Source organism: Acidovorax sp. GW835-FHT14G06 (genome assembly GCF_058793595.1).
Genome location: NZ_JBXAGA010000039.1, coordinates 1 through 3,534 on the forward strand (window position 1 = coordinate 1; position 3,534 = coordinate 3,534).

At 57.7% G+C, this 3,534-nt stretch carries 3 protein-coding genes and 1 pseudogene; 3 read left to right on the top strand and 1 reads right to left on the bottom strand.

The window, feature by feature from the left end; all coding sequences use genetic code 11:
• Positions 1–452: 452 nt before the first annotated feature.
• Positions 453–920: pseudogene (locus tag AC1Q64_RS25540) on the top strand (IS3 family transposase); the annotation flags it as partial.
• Between the two features lie 21 nt (positions 921–941).
• Here the strand turns inward: AC1Q64_RS25540 and AC1Q64_RS25545 are convergent.
• Entirely contained in the window at positions 942–1,847 is a 906-nt protein-coding gene (locus tag AC1Q64_RS25545) for a LysR family transcriptional regulator (RefSeq protein WP_082493268.1), read from the bottom strand.
• 159 nt (positions 1,848–2,006) lie between these two features.
• Between AC1Q64_RS25545 and AC1Q64_RS25550 the strand changes: the two genes are divergently transcribed.
• The gene (locus tag AC1Q64_RS25550) at positions 2,007–2,891 is read left to right on the top strand and encodes an NmrA/HSCARG family protein (protein ID WP_056419726.1); all 885 of its coding nucleotides are present in this window, start codon (positions 2,007–2,009) and stop codon (positions 2,889–2,891) included.
• 14 nt (positions 2,892–2,905) lie between these two features.
• Positions 2,906–3,451, top strand: a complete 546-nt coding sequence (locus AC1Q64_RS25555; RefSeq protein ID WP_492253163.1) for a flavodoxin family protein — start codon at positions 2,906–2,908, stop codon at positions 3,449–3,451.
• Positions 3,452–3,534: the final 83 nt, after the last annotated feature.

The window sequence follows — 3,534 nt, forward strand, 5'->3', positions numbered from 1 at the left end:
CGCCCCAAGCGCTTGACGGTGCTGTTGACGAACAACGGCGTGGCCCGTTTCGATCAGGAGCCAAGCGAGGATTTGCTTTCCATCGTCCGAGCGTCGTTGCCGCTGTGACGATTGGCCGGGCGTTCAAACCAAATATTGCTCTGGCGGTTAAGCGGGTGTCCTAAAGCAACGACTCACGGTGCCGCCGACTGCGTGGTTTCACGGCGGCGTCAGGAAGCTGAGCTTCGATTCGCCGGACTCACCGAACAAGGTCAGATTCAGGCGGCACCAACGCAACCTGCGTTGCCAGTGCAAGCGCAGGCCGACGAGTACGCATGCGAAGCGGTGCGGCCATCCAAGACAATTGCTGCAAACAATAGCCTTATTCGAGGGAGAAGACGATGCGCCTGAGATTTTTATTCGTCGTACATGTGCTTTTGCTTGTGCAGGCAAATGGCTTCGCGAAAGAGGGTATCCGAACCCACGAAGGCTGGCTGTACCTAGCGGTTGTGGTCGATCTGTTCTCACGCCAGGTAGTGGGCTGGTCCATGGGCAGCCGCATTGACACGAGCCTGGTCCTCGATGCACTGCTGATGGCGCTATGGCCCCACCAGTCGCGTGCACCTGTCATAGTTCATTCCGATCAAGGCTGTCAGTTCACCGGCCACGAGTGGCAGACCTTTCTGCGCGACCACAACCTAGTCAGCAGCATGAGCCGGCGTGGCAACTGCCACGACAACGCTGTGGCCGAGAGCTTCTTCCAACTGCTCAAGCGCGAACGCATCCGCAGGCGGGTCTATGCAACCCGTGATGATGCGAGAGCGGACGTCTTCAACTACATCGAAATGTTCTACAACTCACAGCGCCGTCATTCATCGGCGGCAGGATTATCCCCTGTAGAGTTCGAACAGCGACATTCCCAACGGCTCAACGGTGTCTAGGAATGCCGGGGCGATTCAGATCTACAGTGTCTTCAACCTTTTGGGGATCTGTTCCGCGAGAAACGCCATCAGTGCCCGAACTGTTGGCGATTGATGGCGTTGCATGGGGTAGACAAGCTGGACTTTCAGCGCGGACATTTGCCAGCCCTCCAGCACTCTGACCAATTTACCTGATGCGACCAGCGGCGCTGCCTGGAACTCGGGCAGTACGGCGATTCCCAGTCCGTCCAATGTCGGCGCCAGCAAGGCGTCGGAAGGGCCGATGATCAAACGTGAGCGCAAAAGTCCTTTTGCGGTTCTGCTTCGCGAATGCAGCTTGATTTCTGCGGCTTCCCTCGACTGCAGCAGGCCAGCGTGAGCACTGAGTTCACCGGGATGCACCGGCAACCCATGTTGGTTCGCATAAGCGGGGCTTGCAAATAGAGCTGGACGTACGGTGCCTATGGCACGGGCCTTCAGACTGGAATCGGCAAGTTCGCCAATGCGCACCGCCAGATCAATGCCTTCTTCGACGATGTTGACGTGGCGGTTGCTGAGCTTGACATCCAGTTCCAAATGTTCGTGTTTGAACAGGTACTCAGTCACCAGCGGAAGCAGCACAACTTTGCCAAATGTCGCTGACGCAGCTAGGCGAACGCGACCACTTGGCGTCTGATCCTGAGAAAGAAGGTCATGGGTGACGGCGTTCAATTTATGGATCAGCGGACTTGTTCCGTCCAGCAGGCGTTGGCCAGCGTCGGTCAATGCGAAGGCTCGGGTATTGCGCTTGACGAGGCTGACCCCTGCTGCCGTTTCCATGCGCGCCAGGCGGCGCGACAAGGTTGATTTGGGAACCTCCAGTTGGCGAGAAGCCCCTGAGAGGCTCCCTGCCTCCGCGATCTTGATGAACCACTGGAGATCGTCGATCGAGTAGTTTTGATTGTTCATATTTCGGTACGCCGGTGTCTACACAACGAGTCTATTTGTGCAAGGTTAAACCATAAACAATTCAGCTTGTTGCCGGGTCGAACGAGCACACATGGATCGCTTCCTTGCCTGCCCGTAGACCCGCTTCACGAAACCATTGCACACACTCAAGGAACTTTAATGACCATACTCGTTACGGGCAGCACGGGGCTTATCGGCTCACATGTGGTAGCGCTGCTAGCCGCGCAAGGCGCAGACGTTCATGCCCTCTCCAGAACACCAGAGAAGCGACAGTTTCCACCCGGCGTTACGGCGGTCAAGGGAGACTTCCAGGACGTGGATTCGATGCGCGCTGCCATGGCTGGCGCGAGAACGCTTTTCTTGCTCAACACTGTGGCCGCAGACGAAATTACCCAGGCACTGATTGCGCTCAACCTGGCGCGCGAAGCGGGTATCGAACGCATCGTGTACCTGTCTGTCATGCACTGCGACCGTTTCACCGATGTTCCGCATTTCACTGGAAAGCACACGGTGGAACGCATGATCGGACAGCTCGGTATGCACGCGACCATTCTGCGTCCCGCTTACTTCATGCAGAACGACGATGCCTTGATTCAGTCCGATGTTCTGGAGCGGGGCGTGTACCCCATGCCTATCGGCAGTGCAGGCATTTCCATGGTGGACGCGCGTGACGTGGCGGAAGTTGCCGCGCGACATCTGCTGCGCCGAGACGCCGCAAGCGAACCCTTGCCAACGGAGGTGTTGGATGTCGTGGGGCCAATCGCGTTGTCGGGTCAAACTGCCGCAGCTGTATGGAGCGATGTGCTAGGCAAGACCGTCCGGTACGCGGGTGACGACATCGGACCTTTTGAAGCGCGGTTCCGGAGTTTTGCACCCGCCTGGATGGCGTACGACATGCGGCTGATGATGGCGCGCATGCAGATGGATGGCGAGGTGGGCTCCGCTGGTGCAGTCGAGCGCATGCAGCAAGAACTGGGCACGTCGTTGCGGAGCTACCGCGACTATGCGCTGGAAACGGCTGAGCGCTGGAGGGCTGCCCAATGACGGCGAAACACACCATGCCATCCATTGTGGTTGTCTACCATTCCGGCTACGGCCATACCCGTCGATTGGCACAGGCCGTTGCCCAAGGTGCGGAGGCCGCATTGCTGGAGATTGATGCGCAAGGTACTCTGCCTGAGTCCGCCTGGATGGGGCTGGCTGCCGCGGATTTGATTGTGCTGGGCTCACCCACTTATATGGGTAGCGCGAGTTGGCAGTTCAAGCGATTTGCCGATGACTCTTCGGCGGCCTGGATGGCCCAGAAATGGAAAGACAAACTCTTCGCAGGCTTCACCAACAGCGGAAGCATGAGCGGCGACAAGCTGTCCACCTTGCAGTACTTCATGACATTTGCCATGCAACACAGCGGCCTGTGGGTGGGCACCGGCATGATGCCCTCCAATACCAAGGCAGCTCTGCGCAACGACGTGAACTATGTCGGTTCATCTTCAGGCGCAATGGCCACAACACCGGTCGATGCGGGGGTTGACGAAATGTTGGAAGGCGATATCGAGACGGCCAGGCGTTTTGGCGAACGGCTGTTGATTTCCACGCAAAGCTGACCCACCAGGGGATGCGGACAAAAACTTGGACTACCAGGAGGTAGTTCATGTATTCCTACGAAGATCGAATCCGAGCTGTTGAG